At 69.4% G+C, this 25,566-nt stretch carries 14 protein-coding genes and 1 pseudogene; 8 read left to right on the top strand and 7 right to left on the bottom strand.

What is annotated here, in order from left to right; genetic code table 11:
• Nucleotides 1–178: 178 nt before the first annotated feature.
• Together AB2U05_RS37490 and AB2U05_RS37485 are read right to left on the bottom strand one after the other, a co-directional pair.
• Nucleotides 179–346, bottom strand: coding sequence for a hypothetical protein (locus AB2U05_RS37490; protein WP_369185842.1), 168 nt, complete (start codon nucleotides 344–346; stop codon nucleotides 179–181).
• 102 nt (nucleotides 347–448) lie between these two features.
• Complete coding sequence (locus AB2U05_RS37485; RefSeq protein WP_369185841.1) at nucleotides 449–1,219, bottom strand: hypothetical protein; 771 nt, start codon at nucleotides 1,217–1,219, stop codon at nucleotides 449–451.
• Nucleotides 1,220–1,337: 118 nt separating this feature from the next.
• Between AB2U05_RS37485 and AB2U05_RS37480 the strand changes: the two genes are divergently transcribed.
• From AB2U05_RS37480 to AB2U05_RS37465, 4 genes and pseudogenes are all read left to right on the top strand, one after another.
• Nucleotides 1,338–2,732: a DNA-binding protein gene (locus AB2U05_RS37480; RefSeq protein WP_369185840.1), complete on the top strand. Its 1,395-nt coding sequence runs from the start codon at nucleotides 1,338–1,340 to the stop codon at nucleotides 2,730–2,732.
• 240 nt (nucleotides 2,733–2,972) lie between these two features.
• Nucleotides 2,973–3,796 (top strand): annotated as a pseudogene (locus AB2U05_RS37475) (TnsA-like heteromeric transposase endonuclease subunit).
• Between the two features lie 331 nt (nucleotides 3,797–4,127).
• Entirely contained in the window at nucleotides 4,128–6,074 is a 1,947-nt protein-coding gene (locus tag AB2U05_RS37470; RefSeq protein WP_369185839.1) for a transposase, read from the top strand.
• A 274-nt stretch (nucleotides 6,075–6,348) separates the two neighbouring features.
• Complete coding sequence (locus AB2U05_RS37465; protein WP_369185838.1) at nucleotides 6,349–7,383, top strand: TniB family NTP-binding protein; 1,035 nt, start codon at nucleotides 6,349–6,351, stop codon at nucleotides 7,381–7,383.
• 437 nt (nucleotides 7,384–7,820) lie between these two features.
• On the opposite strand, the gene AB2U05_RS37460 is transcribed toward AB2U05_RS37465, so the two are convergent.
• On the bottom strand, nucleotides 7,821–7,946 hold the full coding sequence (locus AB2U05_RS37460; protein WP_369185837.1) for a hypothetical protein: 126 nt from the start codon (nucleotides 7,944–7,946) through the stop codon (nucleotides 7,821–7,823).
• Nucleotides 7,947–8,222: 276 nt separating this feature from the next.
• Here AB2U05_RS37460 and AB2U05_RS37455 point away from each other — a divergent pair, with 276 nt between their 5' ends.
• Entirely contained in the window at nucleotides 8,223–8,597 is a 375-nt protein-coding gene (locus AB2U05_RS37455; RefSeq protein WP_369185836.1) for a hypothetical protein, read from the top strand.
• Between the two features lie 224 nt (nucleotides 8,598–8,821).
• On the opposite strand, the gene AB2U05_RS37450 is transcribed toward AB2U05_RS37455, so the two are convergent.
• Nucleotides 8,822–9,229, bottom strand: coding sequence for a hypothetical protein (locus AB2U05_RS37450; RefSeq protein WP_369185835.1), 408 nt, complete (start codon nucleotides 9,227–9,229; stop codon nucleotides 8,822–8,824).
• Nucleotides 9,230–9,549: 320 nt separating this feature from the next.
• On the opposite strand from AB2U05_RS37450, the gene AB2U05_RS37445 reads away from it, so the two are divergent.
• Nucleotides 9,550–10,641: a sugar ABC transporter substrate-binding protein gene (locus tag AB2U05_RS37445; protein ID WP_045700188.1), complete on the top strand. Its 1,092-nt coding sequence runs from the start codon at nucleotides 9,550–9,552 to the stop codon at nucleotides 10,639–10,641.
• A 464-nt stretch (nucleotides 10,642–11,105) separates the two neighbouring features.
• Complete coding sequence (locus AB2U05_RS37440) at nucleotides 11,106–11,822, top strand: hypothetical protein (protein ID WP_369185834.1); 717 nt, start codon at nucleotides 11,106–11,108, stop codon at nucleotides 11,820–11,822.
• Nucleotides 11,823–11,896: 74 nt separating this feature from the next.
• Here the strand turns inward: AB2U05_RS37440 and AB2U05_RS37435 are convergent, their stop codons facing one another.
• Complete coding sequence (locus AB2U05_RS37435) at nucleotides 11,897–19,075, bottom strand: RHS repeat-associated core domain-containing protein (RefSeq protein ID WP_369185833.1); 7,179 nt, start codon at nucleotides 19,073–19,075, stop codon at nucleotides 11,897–11,899.
• A gap of 490 nt (nucleotides 19,076–19,565) precedes the next feature.
• Between AB2U05_RS37435 and AB2U05_RS37430 the strand changes: the two genes are divergently transcribed.
• On the top strand, nucleotides 19,566–23,144 hold the full coding sequence (locus AB2U05_RS37430) for a ricin-type beta-trefoil lectin domain protein (RefSeq protein ID WP_369185832.1): 3,579 nt from the start codon (nucleotides 19,566–19,568) through the stop codon (nucleotides 23,142–23,144).
• Between the two features lie 306 nt (nucleotides 23,145–23,450).
• Here AB2U05_RS37430 and AB2U05_RS37425 read toward each other — a convergent pair whose 3' ends face one another.
• Both AB2U05_RS37425 and AB2U05_RS37420 read right to left on the bottom strand, forming a co-directional pair.
• Nucleotides 23,451–24,005 carry a GNAT family N-acetyltransferase gene (locus AB2U05_RS37425; protein WP_369185831.1) on the bottom strand — a complete coding sequence of 185 codons (555 nt, stop codon included), beginning with the start codon at nucleotides 24,003–24,005 and terminating at the stop codon, nucleotides 23,451–23,453.
• Between the two features lie 17 nt (nucleotides 24,006–24,022).
• The gene (locus tag AB2U05_RS37420) at nucleotides 24,023–25,327 is read right to left on the bottom strand and encodes a hypothetical protein (protein WP_369185830.1); all 1,305 of its coding nucleotides are present in this window, start codon (nucleotides 25,325–25,327) and stop codon (nucleotides 24,023–24,025) included.
• Nucleotides 25,328–25,566 lie beyond the last annotated feature (239 nt).

Here is a 25,566-nt window from a genome sequence, read left to right as displayed (position 1 = left end):
AGACGGAATACCCGACGGAATTCATCCCCGAAAACAACCCACCACACCGACCCCACCCCAACCGGCCCGACCCCACCCCCCGACCCCACCCACCACACACAGTCACCACACCAGCCACCCCACCCCACCCACCCGACACCCCCCACAGGCACAACCAAAGGTCCAGACAACCCCGCGTTTAGGGCCAAACCACGCCCCACAACGCCAACAGGTCACACCTGCGGCCCCTCGCCGGGTAGAGCCTGGCGTGCAGCACCCGGTCCTCCCACCACGGATCGTCCGGAGTGGAGACCAGCGCGGCCACCAGCTCGCGCTTGGTCGGGACCGGCAGCACCAGCGGGCCCAAGCCTTTGACGGCGTGGTCCTGTACGCAGTCGGGGCACTCCAGCCGATCCGGCCGGGCCTTCTCCCGCCACTCCAGCTCCGAACCCTTCGTGTGCTGGGACGGTCAGAAGGGCGGGTTGTCAGGATCGCCGTCGCCATGAGGCCAGGCGGAGCTGGGGAGGTACGGGCTGCGGTCGTCATCACCAGGCTGGGCGAGGCCGGCGGTGTCGTGGCCCCACGCGGTCAGGGCGTCAAGGGCCTGCCGACGACGCCACCGCGTGTCGCAGACGAGCAGAAGACGTCGGGCGCGGCCGACCAGGTTGTCACGGTGCCCGGACAGGTCGGGGTGTTCCGCGAACGCCAGAGCGGCGCACAGCGCCTCCTCGGCGACCGTGGCGTCGGGGTCGTCGAGGAACGGAGCCACCGCCTGGAACAGCACTGGCCTGAGGGCACGCATGGCCGCCATGGGCGGGTAGCCCTGCAGGAAGTCCTCCTTGAAGTACCGCTGATGGGCCGCAACACAGGCGTCGTCGCTGTCCCAGGCGATACCGGCCAGCCAGCCCAGCAGCAGAGCACAGACTTTGTCCGCCGCCCCGCGGTAATGCTCAGCGCGGCGGGCCAGGACCGCCGCGACACACAACGCCGCGGGCGCGGTCGCCTCATAGATCGTGTTCTGGTGCTGCACCGGCTCCAGCGCATTGAGCACCCGTCCGGTCTCCTCCGCAGTCAGGCCCGGGCCCAGGAGCGGGGCCAGTACCCGGGGAAGCCCTTCCGCGGTCCCGTACGCGGTACCCAGCGAAGGCCAGTCCGTGCCCCGCACCAGCGCCCACGGATCCGGCAGGACATCGGGCAGCCGCACGGAAAGACCTGGGTACGGGCCAAAAGTCGTCGTCACCCGCCGCACCATACGACCGACCACCGACACCCCTTGGCCGTACAACCGCCAGGTGTCGAGGGCGACCGGGAAGGTGGAACTGCCTCCAGGTTCCGCTGTTCTCCGCGAGGCTGGGCCCATGGTTTCCGCGCTCTTCCGTGTCTCTCCAATCATCGGGGAGACGACCTCCTCGTTGGTCGGCCGGGTCGCCGCCCACTACGGGCTGGACGACGCCGCCCTGTTGGCGTCCTGGCAGTGGCGCGACCACCGCCCCCGGCATGAGGGCGGTGTGCTGCGGGCGGACGCCGAGATGCTGCTGGATGCGGCGGGGCGGCGGGTGCTGGCCGGGTTGTGCGGGGTCGGCGAGGACGTGCTGGAGCGGGCGTTGCCGGCGTGGGGGCTGAACGACGAGAAGCTGGCCTCGAACGCGGCGAGCAATGGCTCTGGGGCGGCGGTGTGGCGGGTGGGCGGTGCGGTGGTGGGGCCGGTGGCGTTCGGGTGCCGGTCGTGCACGGCCCGGCGCACGGGGGCGCCGGGGCGGGTGGTGCGGTACGCGCAGCGCTGGGAGCGGGTGTGTGCGCGGCACGGGCGGTGGCTGTTGGACGCGGACGCGGACCAGGCACTGGAGTTCCTGGATGTGCGCGCCCTGCCCGAGGTGGCGGAGGCGCAGCGGCGGTGGGTGCGGGTGGCGCAGCGGGCGGTGCGGGCTGGGGTGGGGGCCGGGGAGGTGTTCGGTGTGGCGTGGGCGGTGGTGTGCCGGTGGTGGGATCTGGCGTTGGAGTGGCCGGAGGAGCGGGTGTGGCCGGCACGGCTGCACGCCCTGGCGGGCGGGGACGCGGGCGGGGAGTTCTGGCGGTGGCGGGTGGTGGCGCGGGACGCGGCGGTGTTCCCGGAGGTGGTGGAGGTCGCGCGGGCGCTGCTGGATCCGGGGATGGCCGAGCTGGTGTGGCAGGACAGCGGGGCCGGGCGGCCCCGGGCGCTGCCGGCGGACGGGGCGTTCTGCCGGCAGCTGGGCGAGCGGGTCGGGCGCCCCTGGCTGGGGCCGCTGGCCGCGGTCGACTTCGGCGGTCCGCTGATCGCCTGGATGGGAGCGGTGATCCGCCGGCGCCGCGGCGCATCCCTGCCGCCCGGTCACCGGGACGACCTGTGGTTGGTACGCCGTGAGCTCCAGCCGCCGAGCATGGCCGCACAGCTGCGGGCGCTGACGAAGGAAGCACGGCTGCCGGGGTCGGGGACGGTGTGGCGCTCGGCGGTGGCGCCGGAGCAGCGGATGCTGATCGGCAACTTGCTGGACGATGCCGAGGAGCAGCTGCTGCAGTTGCGCGGGGCGCAGCGGGGCAGCAGTGCGGAGGCGGCGGAGCAGCTGTTGAAGGGGATCGGCTCTGCGGCCGGCCGGTTGCGGGAGGCGTTGCGGGAGGTCGCGCAGGCGGCGGTGGAGGCCGGGGTGCGGGTCGAGGATGTGGCTGCGTGGGCGGGGCTGTCGCCGGACGCGCTCGCCGAAGTGCTCGGAGCCGGTGGCGGGACGGTGTGGTAGAGGGTTCGGCGGGTTGATGGGGGCGCCTCGGGGGGTCCAGGTGCGGGCCGGGTGCGGAGCAGCACTGGTGTGGGCGTGCCGGGCTTGGGCTCGGTCGGTGGGGTGTGGGCCCGGGTGAGAACGCTGGTACGCGTGGAGCGCTCTACCGCACCAGGTCACGGGGTGGGGCGGGAACGGGGAAAGCCGTCCGCGGGGGCGTCTGTGGCGGGTTGGCTGAGAACCGTGAGCGGCGCGGACGATATGGCCGGGACGGGTGGGTCTGCGGGCCCGGTGGATGTGGATGGGCGGGCGGGGTTCGAGGCGGTGTTCCTCGATCCGGTCGGGCGGGAGGTGCGGCAGCGGTGGGAGGACGCCTGCGTGGCGATGGCGTTCGAGGACCTGGCGCCGGTGTCCGCGTTCCCGGTGCCGCCCGGACGCAGGTGGGGGCCGGGGCTGTGGTGGTCGGGTCGAACGCGATGCGTACCCAGCTGATGGTCCTGGACCGCGACCCGCGGGTGACAGGGCTGGCAGGGCGGCCGGTGCGGCTCGTGTGGCGCGATCGACGGGGCGGGGCGCGCTCGTGGGTGCCACAGCTGTTCGCCCGGTACGCGGACGGCACCGCCCTGCTGGCCGACTGCCCCGGTCATGCTGACGCGGGCGGTGAACGGGCACTTCGTGCCGCGCAGGCGGCCCGGACGGCATGCGACCTGGTCGGCTGGCGCTACCGGCGTCTGGAGCCGCTGGACGCGGTGTTCGCGGCGAACCTGCGGTGGCTGGCCGGCTACCGCCATCCCCGATACCAGGGCCGCCCCGGGGTCGTGGACGCGCTGCTGGAGGCGTTCGCGCGGCCCAGACCGCTCCTGGAAGGCGTTCAGGCGGTCGGCACCCCGATGACGGTTCTACCCGCCGTCTTCCACGCCCTGTGGCACGGCCGGCTGACCGTGCCTCTGGAACGCCCCCTGCACCAGGGCGTCCTCGTCGGCCCGGCACCCGTACGAACCGTGGCAGGGAGCAGCGGGACGGGGACGGCCGGGACGGCTTGGGTGGTCGACGGTGTCGGCGGTTTCGGCGGGGGTGTCCAGTGAGCGCGGTGGAACGGCGGCGTGGCGGGCGGCCGGTGCTGGCGGTCGGCGGGCAGGTCCGCTTCCGAGGATTGCGCTGGCAGGTCGTCGGCCTGGCCGGCCAGCGCGTCCACCTGGTTGCCGAGGAGGGGGAGGAAGTGGTGCTGGCCGGGCACCTGTTCGCCGACCCCACGTTCGCCCTCATCGGCCCCGAGGCCGGCGGGAAGGCGGAGGCGGCGCCGCAGTGGGGCCTGTTCGAGACCGCCCCAGCGGCGGCCAGGGAACGGGCGCTCGCGTGGCGTCTCCACATCCGCGAGGTCGAGACCGGCCACCCGACGGCGCCGAGGCCGGCTTCGTGGCCAAGGAGTGCTACGACCCGAAGCGGTACACCCTCGCCGAGCGTGAGCGGGCCAAGGCCGAGGAGCTCACCGCGCTCGGCTTCGGGAAGGTCTCCCGCTCCACGGTGCAGAAGATGCGGCTGGACTACCGCAAGCAGGGTTTGTGGGGGCTGGTCGACCACCGCACCACCCGCGGGCCGATGCCTGCGGGGCGCACGGACGAGCGGGTCGTGGCCGCGGTGAAGGAGGCGATCCGGCGCCGGCGCGGCCGCTCCAAGGGCACGGTCAAGGCCCTGTTCCCGGTGGCCGCCCGGATCCTCACGGAACGGCACGGGGACGCGGTCGCGATGTGCTCGCAGGCCACCTTCTACCGGCTGGTCGCCGCCCTCACCGACCCGCGCGAGGACATCCACGGCCGCGGAGACGGCGTCCCCGGCCCGCGGGAGGGGCGGGCGTTCACCCCGACCGTCGCGCTGCGCCCGGGCGAGCAGGTCCAGGTCGACACCACGCGCCTGGACGTCCTCGCCCTGTTCGAGGACGGCACCCTGGGCCGGCCCGAGCTGACGATCGCCGTCGACGTCGCCACCCGCTCCATCCTGGCCGCCGTGCTGCGCCCGCACGGCACCAAGGCCGTCGACGCCGCGTTACTGCTCGCGGAGATGGCCGTCCCCCACCCCGCCCGGCCCACCTGGCCCCACGCGCTGCGCTTCGCCCGCTCCTCCATCCCCCACCGGGAGGAACTGCTGTCCGTCGACGACCGCCTGCAGGGCGCTGCGGCACGGCCGGTGGCGGTGCCGGAGACGATCGTCGTCGACCGCGGCAAGATCTACCTCTCCGAGACGTTCACCGCCGCCTGCCAGAGCCTGGGGATCAGCGTGCAGCCCGCCCCACCGCACGCCCCCACCGCCAAGGGCATCGTCGAGCGCACCTTCGGCTCCCTCAACACCCTGCTGTGGCAGCACCTGCCCGGCTACACCGGCTCCAACGTCACGGAGCGCGGACGCGACGTCGAACAGCACGCCTGCTACAGCGTCGACCAGTTGCAGGACCTCCTCGACGAATGGCTCGTCCACTGGCACCACCGCCCCCACAACGGGCTGCGCCACCCCGTGCTGCCCAAGACCCGGCTGACGCCCATGGAGATGTGGGGCGCGCTGACCGCCGTGTGCGGGTACGTGCCGGTCCCGCTGACCGGGCGGGACTACCTGGAACTGCTGCCCGTGCGCTGGCTCACCATCAGCGACCACGGCATCCGCCTCGAGCAGCGCACCTACGACCACGACCTCCTCGGCCCCCACCGCGGCCAACCTTCCCCCACCACCGCCCGCGGCGGCCGGTGGGAGGTCCACCACAACCCCCACGACCTGCGTCAGATCTGGATCCGCCTGCCCGACCGCGACGACCTGGTCGAGATCCCCTGGATCCACCGCGACCACGTCCACCAGCCCTTCGACGACCGCACCTGGCAGCACATCCGCACCACCGCCCAACGCCGCGGCGACCACGACCAGCACGAAGCCGACCTCGCCCAGGCCCTCGACGACCTGATCCGCCGCGCCGCCGCCGGACACGCCACCCGCACCGAACAAGCCCTCCTCACCCGCGCCCAACCCGCCCGCATCCCCCACCCCACTCCCGCAGGCGGCAGAACGCTGCCGCCAGCGCGGCCGGGACGGGAAGACAGCGCGGGCACACCAGGACGACGGACCGCAGCCCGCCGGACACCGCCCGGCCCCGGCCTCGAGGGTGGCCCGGACACGCACGGCACAGACACGGACGGCTGGGAGGACACCGAGAGCCTGGACGGCCTGGACACCGAACCCGACACCGGCCAGTGGCCCGACGACGAGGACGACGGCTGGACCGACGAATGGAACAGCGAACCGACCAGCGGCCGCTCCCCCGCCCCGCCCTACACCGGCCTCGGCCTGTGGAACGCCCACGAGGAAGCCGCACGATGGTGAACACCCACCACCACACCCCCGAACCCGCACCCGACGGCAACCGGCGACGTCTGCGCACCATCCCCGGCCCGGCAGCGGCCACGGCACGCCGACACCGGGCACAGCGCGGCCGGGCCGGAGCGATGCGCGGCCGGGTCGAGATGCTGCAGCACTACCGGCGGTGGCACCGTGCGCGTCCGGCGGCCGCCGGGCGCGCCACGCCCGCTCGGAGCCCGCACACCGGATACCGGCACGTACCCACGACGGCAGGCATCACAGAAACGGGGCACCGGCGGTGAACAGCACCAATGCGGCCGGCACAGCCGGCACGTTGGAGCCGGCGCCGTACGCGGTCGACACCTGGCACGGCTTCCAGACCTTCGCCACCGCCCCCGCACCCGCACCACCCGGGCCCGGGGAACCGGAGCGCGGTGTCGAGGAGCGCCTGGCCTGCCACTCCGCGTTCGTCACCGTCCGCACCCCCGCCATCGACACCCTCGCCCTCAGCGTGCGGCGCCTGATGCTGCTCGGACGCCACCAGCGCACCACCGCCCGCCCCGGCCTGATCCTCACCGGGCCCGCCGCCACGGGTAAGACCACCGCCCTGCTCGAGGTCGGCCGCCCCTGCCACCTCGCCCACACGCGCCAACACCCCGCCCCACCCGGGAACGGGCAGCCGGCCGTGCCCGTCGCCTACGTCCTCGTGCCGCCCGGTGCCAGCGCCAAGACCCTCACCGCGGGCTTCGCCCGCTACCTCGGCATCCCCGTCACCGCGCGCACCACCCAGGCCCAGCTCATGCACGCCGTCACCCACACCTACAACACCGCCGGCGTGCGCCTGGTACTGATCGACGAGATCCACCGCCTCAACCCCCGCACCACCACCGGCGCCGAAGCCGCCGACCTGTTGAAAGACCTCACCGAACGCATCGGCGCGACCTTCGTCTACGCCGGCATCGACGTCACCAACACACCCCTGTTCAGCGGGGTCCGCGGCGCTCAACTCGCCGCCCGCACCAGCCTCGTCGAAACCGGCGCCCTACCCGCCCGCCTCGGCACCCGACGCCCCTTCACCGACCTCGTCACCGACATGGAAACGGCCCTCGACCTCCGGCGGCACCGGCCCGGCACCCTGTCCCGCCACGCCCCCTACCTCCACCAACGCACCGCCGGGCGTATCGGCAGCCTCGCCCGCCTCATCCGCGAAGCCGCCCTGACCGCGATCCTCGACGGCACCGAACGCATCACCAAAGCCACCCTCGAGGCGGTGCGCCTGGACCACCTCGCCGAAACCCACCCCACACCCCGCCTCCGCGGACGGACCCGATGAAGGCGGGGACACCAGCCACCGAAACCGGCTGAGAAACCCTCAGAAACAGCGAGAACACCGGCCCGGCGCCATCGCCATCGCACCCGCACCCGCACCCGCACCCGCACCCGCACCCGAGATGATCCGAGAACACTCCGAGATCAATGAGAACAGCCCACCAGCGGGCACTCGGACAGCCCCCACGACACCCCACCTGACCAGCGACAACAGCCCTGACCAGCCAAAACGTGGAAACAGCCTTTACGACACTCCACACCCCTCAACACCGGCCACCACACTCACAAAACCCGCGATACTCCCAGCTCACAACCCCCGCCTAAACCCACCAACCCCCACACACCCGTTCTCACCCCACCCACAAAACCCCAGCCCACACACCACCCCACATCCCAACTACACCCCCCTCAAACCTCACACGCCCCGCACCCCCCAACAGGTCACACCCTGCGGCCCCTCGCCGGGTAGAGCTTGGCGTGCAGCACGCGGTCCTCCCACCACGGATCAGCCGGAACGCAGACCAGCGCGGCCACCAGCTCGCGCTTGGTCGGGACGGGCAGCACCAACGGACCCAGCCCCTCCACCCCCCGGTCACCCGCACACTCCGGGCACTCGGCGACCTCCTGCGCGGCCGCGCTGCGCAATTCCCGCTTCGAGGCCCTCAGGGCCGCCCAGCAGGCCCTTGCAGGTCCAGCAGGGGCGCAGCACGGGTTCACCTCCCGGGCCCAGTGCCCGCGCCAATCGGCATGCCCACGGAGGCGGCGTCCTGGTCCGGCTCGACGAGGCAAATCCCCCGCTGCAGGCAGCGAGCCGACCCATCGACGCTCTCTTATCCTTCCCGCATGACGAGCCCTCAGCACGATCCCGAACGGAACGAGGCCATGGCCCGCAGCGCCATCGACGCATACCTCACCAACCGCACGCGGTACTGGGAGCGGGCCGCCCAACAGACGAAGGCAGCCGAAGCCCAGGCCGCCCACCAGGCCGCGCGCGACCGGCTCGCCCGGTGGAAGAACGACGGAGTCCTCGACGACTGGGTCGCGAGCGCCGTCGTCGAGGCCGCCGAACAGGACGCCGCCCGAATCGGCCACGAGACCGCCGCCGCGAAGACCGGTCCAGCCCTGCACGCAACCGCCGTCCGCCACACGGAGGCAATCCGGCGCTGGCTCCACGCCCAAGGCCACAGGCTCCCCGACAACACACCGGAGAAGACATAGCCGCACACACTCCCGGGCCTGGACGCAGTCCGGGCACCCAGCGATCCCCGACGCCGCCTCGGCACGCAGCTCCCACTCGCCCCCCGCCCAACGGGCATCAGCGGGCCCAACTCCGAGGTCTATCTGGGATTGCGAGGGTTTCCCATGATCTCCATATAGGCACATGAGGCACGTGAGGGCACCGAACTATTCGACCGGGTAGTTCGGATACGCAGAACTCGGGGTCAGGTTCCGCGAGCTGCGCGCGAACGGATGTGACGTTCGTAGCAGCGGGTGCAGTATCCCCGGGCCCGGTGTGGGCGCCCGCACCCGGGCTCCGTGCAGGTGGTCCGTCCGTACTGCCGGTCCGGACCGGCGATGTGTCCGGTGCGGTGCTGCTGATAGTAGTGCCGCACGCACAGGCCCTTGGCCTTGAGGCGGGTCTCCGGGCACTCGGGTGCCACGCAGAAGCGGTGTACGGGTAGCAGGGGGCTGCTCCACAGCCCGGGGGCGGCGGCCTGCGTCACCGCCTGGATCGCGGCGAAGTCGAAGGCCGGGTCGTCCACGCGCAGCCGCCACACGTGCGCCGGTGTGCAGCCGGCCTCCGTCGCGGCGCGGGTCAGGGTGAGACCGCGTCGGAGGCCGGCGAGCACGGTGTTCGCGTGGGCGTTCTGGTGGGCCAGGCGCGGTGGTGCGAGTGGCCGCAGGCGGGTTCCCCGGCGCTGAGAGTCCGGTGGGCCGGGGCGGATCCCCCGGTCCACCGCGCCCCCGTTCGCTGATTAATAAGTCCTCTGAATTATCAATACCGACCACCTATTCGATCTTCGAAAGTGTGAAAGTCCTGTTCATTCCGTAACGAATCGAGCAGGGGCACAACGAAGCCTCCTCCGCTTATTGACGCATTCGCCCGGTGGGGCTTGAATCCCTCCCCTGCCGCACTGTTCGCGGCGCAGCACAGGAGGCACCACCGATCATGATCAGACCCCTGCGTCTCGCGGCCACGGGCACGGCCGCCGCGTCGCTCGCACTCACCCTCACCGCCTGCGGCCAGACCGCGGCGCCCCAGACGCCGGCGGCCGACGGAGGCAGCGAGGGCATCGGTCTGCTACTTCCGGAGAGCGCCTCCTCGACCCGCTACGACGCGTTCGACAAGCCGCTGATCACGCAGACGGTGACCGGCCTCTGCGTGAAGTGCACGATCAGCTACGCCAACGCGGGCGGCGACGCGACCGCCCAGAAGAAGCAGTTCGACGACATGGTCGCCAAGGGCGTGAAGGTCATCCTGCTCGACCCGGTCGACGCCAAGCTCACCGCCCCGTGGGTCGACGCCGCCAACGCCAAGGGCGTGAAGGTCGTCGCCTACGACCGGCTGGCCCAGGGCAAGGTCGCCGCGTACGTCTCCTTCGACAACCAGCAGACCGGTCGGCTCCAGGGCCAGTCCCTGCTCGACGCGCTCGGCCCAAAGGCCTCCTCGGCCAACGTCGTGATGATCAACGGCGCCGAGTCCGACCCCAACGCGGCGCAGTTCCAGGCGGGTGCGCACCAGGCGCTGGACGGCAAGGTCAAGAAGATCGCCTACGAGCAGTCCGGCGAGTGGAAGCCGGACGTGGCCACGGCGAAGATGAACGAGGCCATCCAGAGCCTGGGGAAGGACGGCATCCAGGCCGTCTACGCCGCGAACGACGGCATGGCCGCCGCGGTCATCGACGCCCTGAAGGCCGCGGGCATCAAGAACGTGCCGGTGGGCGGCCAGGACGCCTCCATCGAGGCGATCCGCCGGGTGCTCACGGGCGAGCAGGCGTATACCATCTACAAGCCGTACAAGCCCGAGACGGACGCGGCCGGCAGCATCGCCGTCCAGCTGGCCGAGGGCCTGGACATCAGCGCCACCGCGACCTCGGTCACCGACAGCGGCGGGCTGCACATCCCCTCGCTGCTGCTCACCCCGATCGTGGTGACCAAGCCGAAGGTGGAGGCCACGGTCGTCGGCGGCGGGCTCTACAAGGCGTCCGACATCTGCACCCAGCAGTACGCGCAGGCGTGCGCGGATGCCGGGGTCAAGTAGCCGAGGCCATCAGGCAAGCCCCGGCGCAGCAGCAGGGCGCGCCCGTACCGGAGATCCGGTGCGGGCGCGCCCGGTGGCTCGCTGAGGGACGCCGTCGACCTGGCCAACCACCGGCTCGCCCACCTCTGCGACGATGAGCCAGGCCAGGCAGCGCCCAACCCACCGACCCCATGATGAACCGCCCGCCCCTCTGGCTCCAGGGGGCGGGCGGCTCCGCATCGGGGAAAGGCGCGCTGCTACGGCCGCTGGCGCTTCGAGCGCTCCACGAGGTACACACGGGCTGCTGCCGAGGTGGCACCACGATGTGATCCCGGCCATCAATGGCGGGCCCACCGAACAGGAGGCCGGAACGTCGCTCAGTCAAGTTCAGTAGCGATCGGCATCCTAGCTAAAGTCAAATCTGGTCGGGCAGTTCTTGGCGCAACTCAGTGGAAAGCTGCACTTGCGTGGTGCATACTGAACGGATGGAGGAACTTCGCAATATTACCAGCGAGAGTCTGAACAGGTTTCTGACGCGCTGGTATGGCAGCCCGGATCTGCCAATTTCCACAAACGAAGAATCGGCCCTCATGCCGCCCCCGCTCAGGCTTTGGCATGAAACTACCTCGCGATGGTCTGCGCCTACGGTGACGTTCAACCATCCTCTCGGCCCAAATGAGCTGGAGATCGAGGATGGAAAGCTGGTCTTCTGGGTAGAGAACCAGGGGTGCTGGACGTGGTCTACAGATATTAGCGGTGGCGATCCAATGGTATTTGATCGCCGATCGGGCCCGGAGCCTGAGGTCTGGATTCCTACCGGCGAGTCACTTTCAGAATTTCTCCTCCATGCAACGGTATTCGAGGCGATTGCCGGAGCGCCTTATCAGATGTATGCCACGAACGTTACCGAAGAATCTCTGTCGCAAATTATATGCGACTTGCATCCGCTTCCGCTGCCTCGCTGGCGCTGGCCCTCTGAGGATGTCAGGATTCTTTTTGGATCCGACCTGCTCGCCCAAGTATCTAACTCTGTTGCGGGCGGCTCGGAAATCGCAGCCCCCCGATACGACGTCTCCCTTGCGTCCCCATATTCGGGCGCGCTTGCCCGGTTTTCCGAGATTGCTGACATCGCTTGGAAGCACTATGTGCCGACCGAGCCGGTGGAGTCCAGCTGGGACGATCTGCCAGACTTCCTGCGGTAGGTATTGCCCGGAAACGTCGGCTGATAGGAAAAGTGGCTCGGCCTGCGCGCGACGGCAGGCCGAGCCACTTCCCATTACGGCTCTATGTCCTTATTGCCGGTGAAGGGCCCATAGTTCCGGCCGTTCGAACTCACCCACAGCTTCGCCCCGTGGGGGAGCATGTCTTCTATATTGTGCGCACAGCCTGCGGGCCCCTTGCACATTCCATATTGATTGTCCATGTAGAGTACTCCCTTTCTGATCCCGGGGTTCATTCTCATGAACGCTGCCACATGAGCTTCGACGTGGTCGTAATTCTGCTTAGTTCGACCGGGGAGATCCTCAAGTAGTTCCGACTGGCCACCTGGGCCGCTTGAGAAGGGGATTTGGTCCACCCCTATATCAAGGACCCCTACTGTCCTTCGCTTGAAGTCCTTCGGCAGCTCACTGACAGCTTGAGCGGCTGGGGTGCAGTTGTGAACCAGGACCGGAGTCGCCCCTGCGAACACATAGTAGGTGTGGAGCTGGTTGACCGTGAGGTTGTAGGCGGGGGTTGGGTCGACGGTGTAGTTGCGGACCGATGTAACAGTGGCGCTGCCGCCTGCCGCTGTCAGAAGCTGGTCACCAGCATGGAGCTCGGCCGCATCAGTCCATCGTTTGGTGGCGATGTTCCAGTACGGGTGGTATTGGGTTGACGTGAGGGTGACAGTTGATGCGGTGGCACTGTCGACTGTCGCCTGCGGATTCGCCGTGACCGAAACGGCCAGCTGGAGGTCGGTGAAATCCTTGTCGTCAGGGGTGATGATGCTCTGTGTGACGGGTTCCCCAGCGGTGCTGCCGGTCTGAGGGTCGGTTGCGGCGACTTGGTCGCCAACGGCAATTTGGTTGATTGGCTTCGCGGTTCCATCTGCGAGAAGAACCTTGGTTTCTGCGGGGAAACTGAAGCACGGAAAACCGCCGGACTCCGCGACGTAGGCGTCACCTACCGAAGCGAGGCCGTACGCTCCTGAAGCAAACTCTGCACTGTCCGTATCAGCGCCATGGCGCTGAGCCCAGTCGACGTAGGTGTCCATCGGGCCCGGCTTGTTTTTGTTCTCGTGATCGCCCAAATGGATGATTGAGTGGGCGATGTCAAGAGGGGCGACCGCGATTGTTCCAAGGCCGAATAGGAAATCTGCGTTGTTGCCCTCATGGCCTTCCGTGGAATGCGGATTGCATCGACCCTTGCTGCACCTTACTGAATACTGCTGGGCAACCGTCTTGCCAGTCTTCCAATAAACGCTGGCGGAGTAGAGCTCGAAGCTTTCCTCCTTTTTATTCTCCTCTACGATTCTGTCGTAGTCGCGACCCTTCTCGATTGGCGTGATTCCGCCGCTGCATGAATACATTCCGTTACTGCACTCTTCGAAGTGCAGGCCGGAGGGGTCGGAGAGGTTGACGGGGCTGTTGTTGCTGTAGGCGTAGGCGTTCCACTGCTGTGGGGACGCGAGGTCGATGACCGGGTCGGAGTTGAGGAAGCGGCCGGTGGTGGGTTGGTATTCGCGGGCGCCGAGGTTGGTGAGGCCGGTGGCGTCGTCCTTGGTGCCGCCGACGAAGCCGTGGTCGCCGGCCCAGGTGGTGGGCTGGGTGCCGCGGGGGTTGCCGAACGGGTCGGACGGCCGCCGGGTCTCGGTGAGCGTCGTGCCGTCGAGGGCCAGGATGCCGGTGCCGTGGTGGTCGGCGATCTGGTAGGTCGACTTGCCGCCCTGGCGGACCAGGGTGGTGCCGCCGGGGATCTGGTAGTAGCGAACGCCGGTGACGCTGTTGGCGGTCGCGTCGTAGACCAGCTCGTCGCCGCCGAGCGTGATGGTGGTTCTGCCGGGGTCGCGCCGGATGAGCTGGTTGCCGGCTGCGTCGTAGAGGTAGGTGGTCGGTCCGGCGCTGCCCGTCTTGCTGTAGGAGGCGAGCTTGTTCTCGCTGTTCCAGGTGAGGGTTGCGGTGCCGGAGGTGTCGGTGACGGCGGTGGTGTTGCCTGCCGCGTCGTACTGGGCGCTGCTGCCGGTGGTGCCGGTCGGTGTTGTGGTGGTGGTGCTGGTCAGGGCGTGCGGTCCGCCGGTGCCGCCGCCGGTGTTGGGTGCGGTGGTCGGGGTGTTGACGGTGCCGGCGGCCGGGAAGGTCTGGTTGGTGGTGGTGTCCTTGGTGGTGTCACCGTTCGGGTCGTGCTGGACGAGCTGGGTGCGGTTGCCGGTGAGGTCGTAGCCGTAGCTCTGCCAGTACGCGGCGGGGCCGCCGACCGTGGTCTTCAGCGGGGCGTGGGCACCGCTGGTGGGTGTGGAGTTGGCGCAGGCGCCGATGCCGCCGACCGTGGGTTGCGCGGCCTGGGTGAGCGTGCCGGTGTCCGTCCAGGCGTTGGTGAGGCGGCCGAGGTAGTCGTAGCCGAAGCACTGCAGGTCGGTAGAGGCCGGGGTGTTGTCGGGGATGTTGCGGACGGCGGTGAGCTGCCCGGCGGTGTTGTAGGTGTAGGTGAGTTGTTGGACGGCGCCGGTGGAGGCGGTCTGCTTGTCGACGAACTGCGACAGCTGGCGGCCGGTGGACTCGTCGTAGGTGTTGGTGACGACGATCTGGGTGCCCCACGGGTTCATGGTGGAGCGGATGTTGCGTCCGTAGGCGTCCCAGTCCGAGGACAGGTCGTAGGTGGTGGTGGCACCGCCGTAGGTGCTCAGCGGGCCGTAGATGTCGTAGGAATAGTGGACCGTCTCGGCGGCGATGTCGCCGACGGCTGAGCGCTTGTCGTCGGTCAGGGCGCCGGTGATCGGGTCGTAGATCGCCTGGTAGGTGTAGGTGAAGGGAGTGGTGCCCTGGCCGATCTCGGTGCCGGGGATGGTGGTGGTGGTCTTGGTGGGGTGGTAGGCGGTGTCGTACGCCAGCACGGAGCTGGTGTAGGCGATGCCGGAGGCCCCGTTGACGTAGCGGGTCGAGGTCGCGGGCTGGCCCTTGAGGACGGTGTCGTAGGTGGAGGCGGTCAGCTGGTTGGCCGGCGCGACCGAGCCGGAGTAGGTGCCGGTGACGCGGCCGAGCAGGTCGTAGGTGTATGAGATGGTCTGGTTGCGCGCGTCGGTGGTCGAGGCCAACCTGCCCGCGGCGTCATAGGTCTTGGTGGCGGTGCCGGTGTCCGGGTCGGACGTGGTGGTCTCGCGGCCGCGCTGGTCGTAGCCGTGGGTCCAGGTGTTGCCGGCGGCGTCCTTCTGCGTCGCCAGGTGGCCGTCTACCGTATAGGTGTAGGAGGTCACGTCCGCGTCGGCCTGGTTGCCGGTGGCGGTGACGGTCTTGTACTGCCAGAGCTGGGTCTTGTGGCCGCGGGCGTCGGTGACGGCCGAGGTCGGTGTCGCACCTGCGGGAGGCGTGGTGTCTGTCCGGTCGGCGCCGGGGTAGGCGGTGGTGGTCGTGGACTGGACCACGCCGTAGGCGATGAACTGCTGGGTCACCGGGCGGCCGAGGCCGTCGTAGACGTTGTAGGTCTGGGCCGGGGCCTGCTGCGTGGTGGTCTGGAACGGCGTGGTGCTGGGCGCGGCGTCGTTGTTGTACCAGGGGCTGTTGGCCCGGGTGACGCGTCCTTGGGAGTCGTACACGGTGTCGGTGATCAGCCGGCCCTTGTAGGCGGAGATCGCCGGTGTCGCCTGGGACTGAACGGTGCGTCCTTCGCCGTCCATGATGTCGATCTTGACGGCGTAGGAGCCGTCGACGAGCAGGCTTGAGGTGGTCACGGTCGGTGGTACGGCACTGCCGTTAACCACACCTGGAAGGGTGTAGGAGAACTTCTTGTTCGCGCTCGCCGTGGTGGCCTGGCCCGGCAGCCACACACCGGTCGCCCGGCCGAGCCCGTCGTAGGTCTCGGTGGTCGTGCGGCCGTTGGGGTCGGTGACCGTCAGCGGCAGTGCCCGCGCGGGGTCGTAGGTGGTGGTGGTGACTCGGCCCGTGGCAGCGTCGCTCGCACCGGCCGGCGCCGGCGTGGTGACGGTGACGCGGTTGGACAGTTCACCGGCGTTGGCCGCCGCATAGGCGGTCGTCACCGTGGCGCCGCCCGGGTGCGTGCTGTCGGTGGCGTTGGGGTCGGTTGCGCTCGTGATGCGGCCGTAGCTGTCGTACGTCGCGTTGGCCGTGCTGAACTGCGGGGTTCCGGCGGAGTCGAAGTGGTCGAGGGTCAGGCTGCTGGTCGGGTCATGCGCTGTGCCGGTCTGTCCGAAGGCCTGGCCGTCGTACAGTGTCCGCGTCCACGAGACGGTGTTGGCTGCCGTGGCCGTCGCGGTGCAGGCGTTCGCACCGGAGACTGTAATCGACTCGGAGGCCACATCCAGGACTTGCGGGTCCGACCCGGTGGCGTAGCCGGTTCGTGTGCAGATGTCCGGCAGGCCGTCCGCGCTGTCGAGGGACGTCTTGACGCGGTTGCCGTAGGACGGATCGGTCGTTGTGGTGGTGGTGTTGGACCGCCAGGTCCCGTCTGTCTTAAGTGTCTTGGCCGTGTGCACGGTCGTGGTGGCCGCGTACTGGGCGAGGAGGGCGGGCAGGTTGTTGCCCTGGCTGTGGGTGGCGGTGGTGACCGGGCCTCCGCTGAAGGACTTCACCGTGTAGCTGGTGATGGTTCCGGTGGCGTCGGCGCTGGTGTAGGTGTCGCTTTCCCGAGTTTGGCCCGAGAACCAGTCGGAGTCGGTGGCTGGGCCGCCCATGGGGCCGGCGACCTGGACGCTGCGGGCGGTGCCGTTCGCCAGGAGGTCGCCGTCCATGCCCTGGTAGAAGGTGGTGGACTTCTTCGACTTGGGCCCGTCGTTGCCGCTGCCGGACACCTCGGTGACGGAGGCGTAGCCGCGGAAGTGGTCCCAGGTGCGGTTCTTGTCCTGGGTCGTCGGCGAGTCGTCGCGGTGCCAGGCGGCGTTGCCGTAGCTGTAGTTGGCCACTACCGGCACCGAGCCTGGGGTGGCCGGGTTCGTGGTGACGCTGGTGACCGGGTACTTGAGGAACCAGTCGTCCACGGGCGTCGCACCGGCGATGGAGCCGGGCGGGTTCCACTTGACGTTGTAGCAGGAGAGTGTGTCGCTGTCCGCGGAGGCCGGCATGACGTTGTTCACGCGTGAGCAGGCGGCGTTGGCGTAGTTGACGCCGATGGTGCTGCCGGTCTCGGTGGTGATCAGCTGGATGCGGGGCCGGTTGTAGGCCGGCGGCGCGGGTACCAGGTTGGAGCCGTCCACGCGGTTGGGCAGCAGCTGCGCGGTGAAGGACACCGCGGGGAGTGTGACCTGGCCGCCGGTGGCCTGGGGGTCCTGGCCGGTGCGCTGGATGGAGGTGAGCCAGGGGACCTGGGTGTTCTCGGTGGCGTTCTGCACGTTGATGAACGTGTGGTTGAGCGCGTACGAGTCCACGGTCTGGTAGGCGCCGTTGACCCGGACCTGGGTGGCGATGGACGCCAGCCACCTGGTGGTCCAGTACGTCGGCCCGTAGACCGTGCACGCGCTGGTGGCGTCGCACTGCTGGTCGAGTGGGACGTCCGGCCAGTTCGCTGCGTTGGCCGCGGTGCGCTGGGACGGGTCGCAGGCCGTGGTGGAGGTGACGCACCGCTCGGCAGTGTTGAAGACGATCTTCGCGGCGGGGTTGTAGGCGCCGTTGTTGCCCAACTGGTCCGCCAGGCGCTGCCCGTACCCGATGGTGGCGGGAGTGCCGGCGCGGGTGTAGGCGGTGCGGGTGCCGTTGCCGTTGTTCTGCGCGCCGCCGCGGGAGTAGTAGTTCGTCTCGGGCGTGTAGGTGTAGGTGGTCAGGTTGCCGTGCGGGTCCACGACGAAGTCGAGGTTCCACCGCCACGCGGTCTGGCACCACGAGCCCTGGCCCTTGGCCGGGTCGTAGCACGGGTCCCCGCTGTTGGGGGAGTAGACCGGGACGGTCCAGGCCGAGCCGCTGTCCGCGCCGAGCGTAGTCGGGTTGCCGTTCGCGTCCGGCACGTGGTTCAGGCCGAAGTAGGAGACGGTGCCAGCAGTGTCGGTGACCTTGATGTAGGAGCCGTTCCAGGTGCCGTTGGTCGCACCGGTCAGGAACTGCACCTTCGTGCCGTCGTCATCCTTGAGCCGCCAGGTGCAGGCGGCCTGCTCCATCGCGGCGGGTGCGCCGGACTGGCAGGAGCTGTCGTCCGGCACGAGCTGTCCGGAGTGGCCTCCGAACGACATGGTCAGGTTCGCGCCGCCCCAGCACTGGTCACCGGATCCGGTGATCCCGGCCTGGGAGCACGGCTTGAAGGAACGCTCGACGAAGCCGTTGCCGAAGTCCCAGCCGTCGCCGATCCAGGAGGCCTGGGAATTCGTCGACGAGGTCTTGCCGTCCACCGACGCCGAGTCGTACGAGAGCGACACCTTCGGGGCCGCTCCGGCGAGCGCCGGGGGCACCTGCACCGGGTAGCCGTAGGTGAACGCGCCTGACGATCCGCCGGCGGTCCACGCCTGCGACGGGTTCAGGCTGGTCGCCGAGTAGGTTCCAGCCCCACTCGACGAGCCCGACACCACGCCGACCGTCGTGGAGGTCGTCGTGGAGCCCGCGTACACCGCTCGGCCCGCCCCGGGGGCGGCCGCGTCGGTGGCGGTATTGGTGACCGGGGCGGCCGGGGCCTTGGCGGTGCCCGTCCCGTTCAGCGGGACGTCGGCGACGAGCTTCTTCGTCGCCGGGTCGTAGTGCGATTCGAGCGGTGTTTGCTTGCGGCAGTCGGCGGACTGCGGCGTCGTGGTCGCGCAGTCCGGCAGGGCGACCAGGTGGGCGCGGGCTGCCCAGTTCGCGCCGAACGAGGCGTCCAGGCTGGAGGCGTCGACGCCAACGCGCACCGGGGCGTCGTCACCGGAGCCGGGGCGGGTGAGGGTAACCGCGACGCCGGGGATTCCGGCGCTCGCCGAGGTCTTGGCGTCGGCCACCTCGACCTGGATTGTCTGGCCCGCTGCCGACGAGCCGGCCAGCGGCGCGACCGACACGGGCAGTCCCGGGGCCTTGGCCTCGTCGCCGGCCTGCGGCTTCTCGCCCTCGCCCAGGGGGTGTGCCTCGGGGGCGGATCCGAGCTTCACCGAAGCGTGGCCGCCGGGGATCTGCTGCGGGTTCTTGGGCGGGGTCCAGGTCGGCGGCACCGGGTGTTCCGGCTTCGGGGCCGCCACCGGGTCTGCGTTCTTGCCCGCGACCGAAGCCGTCTTCGGCAGGGCGGTGTTGGGCGGTGACCACTTACGCGAGTAGTCCGGGCCGTCCGCGGCCGCGGCGAGTGGCAGCGGTGCCAGCATCGAGGCGAGGACGACGGCCGTCGTGACGGCCGCGAGCCGCCCGCGCAGTCTCCCCCTCCTGCCCTTTATTCTCTCGAAGCCTATTCGTTGCATAAATGACACTCTTCATTCTCCGCATCATTTTTGAGCCCCCCGGGTATGAAGGCCCGAGTCCTGTATCCGAACCGGCAGATGCTAGCGGACGCATATAACGCAGCGTCAAGGATCGCTCACTGGTGAGGATTGTCACGAGGTCCACGAATCGGTCGAAATCACGGCAATGCGGGACGTGCCCGACACGCTTGAATTGACGGGCGCTATGTTCGGCCCCCTACGGTGCCGATGGCCTGCACCTATGCAGGCCTTCCCGTGCTCTTGGGGGGAGATTCCCGCGTTGAACAGAAAACGCCGCCACAGCGGTGCGCCACTCGCCGTATTGACCGTGACGGCCGTTCTGGCACTCACGACCGGTCTATCCGGGCTCAATTCCTACGCCGACGATGCGCCAACGGTGCCGTCGCAGGCCGCGATCGACGCCGCCACCGCGAGACAGCAGCAGGTGCGGCCGCCGGCCAACGCGGCGGAGAAGGCCATTGTCGAGGCCAAGGCCACGCAAAAGAACGTCCCGATCGACTCGCTCACGACCGAGTTCAGCGAGACCGTGGCCACCCCCGAGGGGCACTTCGCGCTCACCAGCCACCTCGATCAGCAGCGAGTTCGCCGTGACGGGGTCTGGCAGGGGCTGGACGCGTCCCTCGCGGCCAATCAGGACGGTACGTTCTCCCCGAAGTCCGCCGCGGGTCAGCTGGTGCTGTCCAAGGGCGGCGCGGGGCCGCTGGCGACCATGACCAGCGTGGACGGCAAGAAGCTGGCCCTGTCGGCCCCATTCGCGCTGCCCGCGCCGACTGTCAGTGGCGACAGCGTGCTCTACCCGTCCGTCGCTCCTGACATCGACCTGAAGGTGACTGCCACCAAGCGCGGCGGCCTGACCACCGTCCTGGTCGTCAAGACCCAGGCCGCCGCGGCCAATCCCGTGCTGAAGAACCTGCACTTCGACACCACCGCGGACGGTGTCACTGTCACGAGTGACGCGCACGGCAACATCACCGCCGCTGGCGCGGACGGCAAGCCCCGCTGGATCGCCCGTACCCCGCAGATGTGGGACAGCACCACACCTGCCACGAGCACCGCCGCACCCGCCACGGGCACCCCCGCGCCCGCGGTGAAGGCCTCCCTGACGCTCGCGGCAGCCTCCGCCGACGCCCCGGCAGACACCGGGAACGGCACGGGTAAGGCCGCCGCCAGCAGTTCCGACGCCGGCCCCGGGGCGGGTTCCAAGGTCTCCACCATGCCGGTCACTGCGGGCAGCGCCGGCATCGACCTGACGCCTGACCAGGACCTCCTGACCCACGGCACCGCCCCGTACTACATCGACCCCTCCTTCCTGCCCTGGAGCCTGTCCGGCAACGCCTGGACCTGGGTCCAGTCGGCCCACGACGGCTCCAACAACTGGCTGCGCCAGGGCAGTGGCGACAGCGACTTCCCCGGCGTCGGCAAGTGCGGCTACTACCCCAATGGCGGCAGCTGCTCACCCGCCGACATCGAGCGCGCCTTCTACCAGTTCGACATCAGCTCGCTGAGCGGGACGGTCATCAGCTCCGCGAGCATGACCATGCAGGAGTACGTCTCCGCCGACTGGTCCTGCACCAACACCTACCCGCTCAACCTGTTCGTCACCGGTGCGATCGGCAACGGCACGACCTGGTCCAACCAGCCCGGCCAGATCGGCGGCCAGGTCGGCGCCACCGCCTGGGTCGGCGGCTCGGGCAAGGACCCGTGCCACGACAACGTGCCGTTCTCCTTCGACATCACCAGCGCGATGAAGCAGTACATCAACAATGGCCAGCTGACCTTCGGCCTCTACGGCGACGAGAGCAACCAGTACGCCTTCAAACGCTTCACCTACCAGCCCGTGCTGTCCGTCATGTACGACCGGGTGCCCAACGTCCCCACGAACCCGGGGGTGTCGCCGGCGCCCAAGACGGTCAGCCCCGCGGCTACCTACCAGGCCTGCGGTGACGGCAACGCCAACAACTGGGCCTGGCTCGGCGCCGGCTCCAACCAGGACAACGCCGTCTACCTCAACGCCACCGTCTCCAGCCCCGTCCAGAGCCAGCTCCACTCCTGGGACCACCTCTGGGACTACAACCTCCCCGGCGTGCCCGACGTCGCAAGCGGCACCACGGCCGACGTCAACAGCGGCGGTGTCACGACCTTCCAGGTCCCCGGCAGCGTGATCAAGGACGGCCACGCCTACGGCTACAGCATCATGGCCACCGACGGCGTCCCCTGGTCCGCCTCCACCCCGACCTGCTACTTCAAGGTCGACCTCTACCCGCCGACCATCACCTTCCCCACCACCGTCACCGACACCACCAAGCAGTTCCCGCCCTCCGGCAACGGCCAGACCTCGCAGATCTACGCCGGCCAGAGCGGCGGCGTCCCCTTCACCGCGACCGACCCGACCCCCAGCGGCGGCTACTCCTCCGGAACGGCCTGCCTGCGCTGGAGCTTCGACCCACAACTCGCCGATGCCGCCTGGAAGTGCGGCAGCGCCATGCCCACCGGCCAGATCCCGGTGACCCCCGGACGATGGGGCACCAACGTCCTCTACGTCCAGGCCGAGGACAACGCCGGCAACCTCTCCCCGGTCGCACAGTACGCCTTCTACGTGCCGTGGAACCCGAACAGCCCGGCCCCGACTTTCGGCGACGTCACCGGCGACGCCCTGCCCGACATCGTCACCGCCGACCCCAACGGCGACCTGCGCGTATACGACTTCCCCGCCGGCGCGCCCAAGGCCACGCTGGCGGCGCCCAAAGCCAAGTCACCGGGTGGCGACTCCTGGGCGAACTACCGCACCACCCATCGCGGCAGCCTGAGCGGTGGCACGAACATCGACGACCTCATCGTCCACAAGGACAGCGACAAGACCCTCTACCGCTACAAGAACCCGGGCAACACCAACGTCCCAGGCGTCTTCGACACCAAGGCCGCGCTGGCCAAGCCTGCCTGCGACCCGGCCCGGACCGACTGCACCGGCTACAACGCCACCGACTGGTCCACCACACTGCAGATCGCCGCCAGCGGCGACCCCAAGACCAGCAACCTCGACCCGAGCAAGAAGTTCCAGAACCGCACCGGCCTGTTCACCGTCGAGACTAGCCCGGACGGCACCGGCGCCCTCTGGTTCTACCCGACCACCCTCGACGCCACCTTCGGTTCCCCGACCAAGCTCGCCGCCACCGGCTGGAAGGGCTGGGACCTCATCTCCCCCGGAGACTGGGCCGGCCAGGGCCACCCCGGCCTGTGGGCACGCAACCAGAGCACCGGCGAACTGCGCGGCTACACCTTCACCATTGGCAAAATTACCGTCAGCGACCCGTTCGGTGACGGCACCGACTACCCGACCCTCACCGGCATCGCCACCGACACCCAGCTCTCCGGATCCGGTGTCACCGCGGCCCGCTGGCCGGCCATCGGCTCGGACGGCGACCTGACGGGCTCCGGATCACCCACCCTGTGGGGCATGACCCCCAACGGCATCATCCAGATCTGGACCGGGCACTCCACCACCACGGCGCCGTACTTCACCTGGGTCGCCGGCCCGACCGGCATCCTCAGCACCTACGCCGCCAACAGCCCCGTTACATACGCCGCCCAGACCAGCAAGTGCATAGACGACAACTTCGGCCGCTCCACACCCGGCACGGCGGTGCAGCTCTGGGACTGCAACACAGGCATCGGCCAGCAGTGGACCTTCCAGCCGGACGGCACCCTGCGCATCCTCGGCGGCTGCCTCGACGCCACCCAGGCTGGCACCGTCAACGGAACCCTGCTGCAACTGTGGACCTGCAACAACGGCCCCAACCAGGTCTTCCTCCCCAGGGCGGACGGAACCATCTTCAATCCCTACTCCGGCCGCTGCGTCGACGTCCCCTTCGGCAACACCACCAACGGCACTCGCCTCGAACTCTGGGACTGCAACGGCGGCCCCTCACAGAAGTGGGTCCTCCCCGCACGAAGCTGAGCGCAGAGCAGAACCCACCGCGATCGTGGGTGCCGAGCGCCAACCGGGCTCAGGCAAAGCACGCTCCACGAACCCGACCGTGATCCTCTGAAAACCTGATACCAGCTCAGTATGGCCACCTTGTCGGATCGACCTCCGGCGAGGTGGCCACAGTGCGTTGGCCGGTGATGAGCCGACGCACGACTGGAGCCGATGCGGCGTGGGTGGCGCCAGGGTTACTGCGGAGGGCCTAGATCGATGCTGCCGCGGGCGGGAAGTCGAGTCCCGGCGCGGCCGTCCCTGAGTCTCCGGGCGCTGCCGGTCGGGTCAGAGGATGATCGGACGCCACATGGACACGTAGCGAGGGGAGTCCGGGTAGGGCTGCATGATCCCCATCTCGGTGTAGCCCCACCGCTCGTAGAGGGCCCGGACCCGCGGGTGCTCCTCGTCGACCAGGAGGTTCGACCGCTCCTCGATCCGGTGGGACAGCAGCTCCTCGTGGAGCGTGCGGGCGGTGCCGGTACCGCGGAAGTCCGCGCGGACCATCACCTCGCACAGGGCGAAGGTGCGGGTGTCGTGTTCCTCCAGGTCGACCCCGGGCACCGTGCTGACGAGTCCGGCCCACCGGTAGTCGGCGGTCCGGGCGAAGCCGTAGGCGTAGCCGATGGCCTGTCCGTCGACTTCCCCGAGGGCGCAGCCCCAGCGCGGGGCGGCGGCGTGGCGGTGGAGGCGGTCGGTGAACCGTTCGACGGAGAAGAACGGATCGGTGGCAGCCTCGGCGGCGTAGATCTCGGCGTAGAGGTCGAGCAGCAGCGGTTCGACGGCGGGCAGGCTCTCCGCGTTGTGGTAGCTGACGGTCAGGGTCTTGGGCTGGGCGGCCACGTTGCTGCTCCAGTTCCTTACGAGGCGGAGGTGATGGTGTCGTAGCGTTCCACGAAGGCGGCGGCCTCGGGAAGGCTGTACCCGGCCACCTTCTCCCGGACCGTGTTGAGGTGCACGGCCCAGCGCGGGCAGTTCACAGTCGGGTAGAGGTCCAGGGCCTCGCCGGCCACGCTGACGGCCTGCTCGACCCGGCCGTCAGCCAGGTAGCACTCCGAGAGGTGGACCGCCGTCGCGAACCTGTTCCTCCGGAACGCTGGGTCGAGGAGTTCCATCGCCAGCTCCTCCTGGTGCGCCGCGCGGTCGGGCTGGTTCAGGTCCATGTACGACATCGCCGCGGCGGCCATCACCTCGCCCGGCCCGACGAAGGCGAGCCAGGCATCGGCCGGCGCGGTGCCGACCCTGTCGAGGGCGGTCTCGGCGCGGGCGAGGGCCGTGCCGCACTGGGCGCCCTGTCCGGAGGCGGCGTAGCCGAGCGCGAGGCGGCCGTGCAGGAGGGCGCTCAGGCGGTGGTCGCGGGAGTTGCGGGTGGCGTCGAGAGCGCAGCGCGCGATGGTGATGGTCTCGGTCGCCCTCCCGAGCGCCCAGGACTGCCGGGACATGTACGCCCAGATGCGAGCCTGGAGCTGCCGGTCGTTGGCGAGGAGGGCGGCGCGCAGGCCGCTGTCGAAGTTCTTGCCAGCGCGGGCCTGGTCGCCACTGTCGAACGCGAACCACCCAGCCGAGGCGTGGAGTTGGCCGATGACCTGGTACAGGGCTTTCTCGACGCGGGGCCCGTACAGGCATTTGCCCATGGCGTCTTCGATATGTCCGACGAAGGACTCGGCGATGTCGGCCAGTTGCTCGCCGCCGTAGAGGTCGTCTACGGCGTGCAGCCGGTCGATGCTCTCCCGGATGCGGTCGACGTCGCTTGCTCCGATGCGACCGGAGGTCGGGAGCGGGGCGAAGGCAAAGGACAGCAGGTTTCCGGTGGCAGCGATCATGAAGGAGCGACGGAGCACGTGGTCCTCCCCAGCGGTGGTCTCTACCAGCAGCGTAGAGCCTGGCTGCAACCCGGCAAGCTCGCCTGATCTTTTATCCGAAAGAGTGAAGCCCAGCTGACCGCCTTGCAGGTTGAAAACGTCCATGAGGCCGACGAGGTAGTGGGTCTGGGGTTGGGCAGTCTCACCGAAGAGCCATCGGCGGACGTGCCTGCCGGTGGCGTTGCCCAGTCGCCCGAATCGCTTCTCCCCGGCGGCATTGACCGCACGTGCTAGATCCTCCGCCGACAGCTCCGCCTGCTTCATGAGCGCTCTGAGCACGTCGTTCGGTCGGAAGGTTGCCATCGGCGCTCCTCGGTCCGGTGAGGCGACCCCTCTCGCCCCCGCTGGCCGTCAACCCCTCAGAAATGTCCGGGGTCCGTGAAGACGGCCGCCCCAGAATGGCCTATCTCGGCTTGCGTGACCACCGGTTCACTGATTGTCAGCGCCCGGTGGGCAGGATCGAGTTCGGCTCTCCCGCGAACCGGTCTGCTGCTCCGCACCTCTGCAACGACGCGGCGGTGCGGGCCTGCGCCCCATCACGG

The organism is Streptomyces sp. Y1, assembly GCF_041053115.1.
Classification (GTDB): Bacteria; Actinomycetota; Actinomycetes; order Streptomycetales; family Streptomycetaceae; genus Kitasatospora; species Kitasatospora rubellomurina.
The sequence above is the reverse complement of the archived record's forward strand: the minus strand, read 5'-3'. Positions and strand labels throughout refer to the sequence as shown.

Coding starts and splice junctions, on each gene's coding strand:
- AB2U05_RS37435 (WP_369185833.1), bottom strand. CDS start 19,075: ATGCTGGCACCGCTGCCACTCGCCGCGGCCGCGGACGGCCCGGACTAC.
- AB2U05_RS37420 (WP_369185830.1), bottom strand. CDS start 25,327: ATGGCAACCTTCCGACCGAACGACGTGCTCAGAGCGCTCATGAAGCAG.
- AB2U05_RS37445 (WP_045700188.1), top strand. CDS start 9,550: ATGATCAGACCCCTGCGTCTCGCGGCCACGGGCACGGCCGCCGCGTCG.
- AB2U05_RS37440 (WP_369185834.1), top strand. CDS start 11,106: ATGGAGGAACTTCGCAATATTACCAGCGAGAGTCTGAACAGGTTTCTG.
- AB2U05_RS37455 (WP_369185836.1), top strand. CDS start 8,223: ATGACGAGCCCTCAGCACGATCCCGAACGGAACGAGGCCATGGCCCGC.
- AB2U05_RS37480 (WP_369185840.1), top strand. CDS start 1,338: ATGGTTTCCGCGCTCTTCCGTGTCTCTCCAATCATCGGGGAGACGACC.